Origin of the sequence: Sphingomonas sp. (assembly GCF_036677245.1) — a bacterium.
GTDB lineage: Bacteria > Pseudomonadota > Alphaproteobacteria > Sphingomonadales > Sphingomonadaceae > Allosphingosinicella.
Map to the genome: position 1 here is coordinate 1 of NZ_JAKFCG010000033.1, position 2823 is coordinate 2823.

The 2823-nt window shown below is 66.8% G+C and carries 2 protein-coding genes; one reads left to right on the top strand and one right to left on the bottom strand.

Features of this window, described 5'->3' with window-relative positions:
- Positions 1 to 495, bottom strand: a complete 495-nt coding sequence (locus V6M48_RS03225) for a hypothetical protein (RefSeq protein ID WP_332811085.1) — start codon at positions 493 to 495, stop codon at positions 1 to 3.
- Positions 496 to 682: 187 nt separating this feature from the next.
- Here V6M48_RS03225 and V6M48_RS03230 point away from each other — a divergent pair.
- The coding region (locus tag V6M48_RS03230) for an EAL domain-containing protein (RefSeq protein WP_332811086.1) at positions 683 to 2823 on the top strand (2141 nt) is incomplete at its 3' end.

Sequence of the window (2823 nt, forward strand, 5' to 3'; positions counted from 1 at the left end):
CTAGCCCCCGTCCTGGTCGCGCCCGTCCTGGTCGCGTTCATCCGCATCGAGCCCGTCGCCGTCGAGCCATTGGCTCTTGTCGATCGGGCCTTCGGCGCGCTCGTCGGTCAGCGACGCTTCATCATCGGCTGAAATAGCCTCGAGTTCGTCGGAATCGGGCGACAACGTTTCGCGATGCGCCCCCGGGTCGTGGTCGATGGAGGTCGGATCCATGCCTTCGCCCGCCAGCCCGGTGAGTTGCGCGATCGCCTCGTCGATGGCCCCGATCAGGGTGCGGGGATCGTCATCGCCGAAATCGGTGGCTTCGAGATCGGCCAGTTCGGCGCGGATCGATTGCAGGCGCGACAGCCGCTCGGCGGCCGGCCAGTCGTCGCCATAGAGCAACTCCTCGATTTCGGTCTGGCTCACCGGCTGCGCAAATCCCGGGGTGTCGCCGTCATTGCCGGCCGGCGTATCCTCGGCAAGCAAGCCGCGGAAGTGATTGTTGGCAGTCATTGGCCGTCCTCCCTTGGAGGCATTAACGCGCACACCCGCTAGCGGGTTCAGCCGAACATCTTAAGCCTCCGTTTACGCCGTATCGAGACATCAGAGGTTAAGCACAAGTCGTACCGGCCGGGGCAAGACTCCCTTCACCAGTTTGGCCGAGAGCAGGTGGGCATTGCATCCAGAAGGACGCGCCATCTTGCAGATCGTACTGACTACGCTTTTCCAGCATCACGACCTCCGCCTGGTGGCTCTGGCGGCACTGGTTTGTGCGCTTTCCGCCTTCGCCGGTATCACGCTGCTCAATCACGCGCGTCGCACCACCGGCGCCATGCAGCGGGCCTGGCTCGCAGTCGCTGCCTTTTCGGTTGGCTTCGGCATCTGGGCGACGCACTTCGTCGCCATGCTGTCGTTCTCGGCCGGCATGCCGGTCGGCTACGACCTGCCGCTGACGCTGGTCTCGCTCGGCGCCGCCATTCTGATCGTCGGCGGCGGGCTGTGGTTCGCCGCGCTCGGCACCCGCCGCTCCGATGGGCTGCTCGGCGGCGCCGTGATCGGCATCGGCATTGCGGCCATGCACTATGCCGGCATGGCGTCGTTGCTGATTGGTGGCGGCATCGTGTGGGAATCGCCCCTGGTCGCCGCTTCGGTGCTGCTGGGCATCGCCTTGGCCGCCGCGGCGATCTACTTCGCGGTGAATGGCGATACGCTGCGCCAGCGCATCCGCGCCACCGTCCTGCTCACGCTCGCCATCTGCGCCATGCACTTCACTGCGATGGGCGCGGCCGGCCTCGAGAACTGCTTCCCCATCGTCTCGCACGCCGACCAGACGCCGCAATGGCTGTCGCTGGTGGTCGCCGTGGTCTCGGTGATGATCCTGCTGTTCGCACTGGGCGGCACCTATCTCGACGTGCTCGACCGCCGCCGCACTGCCGCGGAAGGCGACCGCATGCGCGGCCTCGCCGACGCAGCCGTGGAAGGCCTCCTCGTGGCACGCGACGGCGAGATCGTGACCGCCAACCAGAGCTTTCTGGCGCTGGTTGACCGTCCGCAAGGCGACGTCAGCGGCCGACAGCTGTCTGAGTTTCTCGGTTCGGCCATCAGCACCATGCTGGCCGAGCGCCCCAATATCGCGATCGAGACCGACCTGAAGACCGCCTTCGGCGTGGTTCCCGCCGAGGTGATCCTGCGGCAGGTGGATTTCGCCGGCCAGCCGCACCAGGCCATCGCCATCCGCGACCTCTCGGCCCGCAAGCAAGCCGAGCAGCATATCCGCTTCCTCGCCCACCACGACGCCCTGACCGGGCTGCCGAACCGGGTGAGTTTCTCGCGCAAGCTCGAGGACGAGATCAGCCACGCCCGCCGGCATGAGCAGACCTTCGCCGTGCTGTGCCTCGATCTTGATCGCTTCAAGGAGGTCAACGACCTGTTCGGCCACGCCGCCGGCGATGCTCTGCTGCAGCGCGTCGGCAACTCACTGCTTGGCGCCGTGGAAGGCGCAGGCTATGCGGCGCGGCTGGGCGGCGATGAGTTCGCCGTGCTGCTGGGCGATATCGGCACACCGGCCCGCGCCGGTCGCATCGCCGAGCAGATCCTCGACGCCTTCCGCCGCACCAACGACCATGCCGCCAGCGGGGCGCTGATCTCGGGCTCCATCGGCATCGCGCTGTTCCCGGATAATGCGGATACCGCCGAACAGCTGATGACGCATGCCGACACCGCGCTCTATCGCGCCAAGCAGGACGGCCGCGGCATTTATCGCTTCTTCGAAAACGCCATGGGCGTCGAGGTGCGCGACCGGCGGATGCTGGAGCACGACCTGCGTCACGCGGTGTCGCGCAATCAGCTGCGCCTGGTCTACCAGCCGCAGGTCGACATCCAGTCCGGCGAGGTCACCGGCTTCGAGGCGCTGGTGCGCTGGAAGCATCCGGAACGCGGCGAGATCCCGCCTGCGGTGTTCGTACCAGTGGCCGAGGAAAGCGGGTTGATCCTGCAGATCGGCGAGTGGGTGCTGCGCACCGCCTGCAACGAGGCGGCGCGCTGGAAATCCCCGCTGTCGGTCGCCGTCAACGTCTCCGCGGTGCAGGTGCACTCGCCGAGCTTCGCGCAGACCGTGCACGAGGTGCTGATCAGCACGGGCCTATCGGCCTCTCGGCTCGAGATCGAAATCACGGAGACGGCGCTGATCCGCGACATGATGCGCGCGGTGACGACGCTCAGGCAAATCCGGGCGCTCGGCGTCCGCATCGCCATGGACGATTTCGGCACCGGCTATTCGTCGCTGGCCAACCTCCGGGCCTTCCCGTTCTCGAAGATCAAGGTCGACCAGTCGTTCATCCG

Excerpts from the sequence above, each read along its gene's own strand:
- V6M48_RS03225 (WP_332811085.1), bottom strand. The coding sequence starts at position 495 with ATGACTGCCAACAATCACTTCCGCGGCTTGCTTGCCGAGGATACGCCG.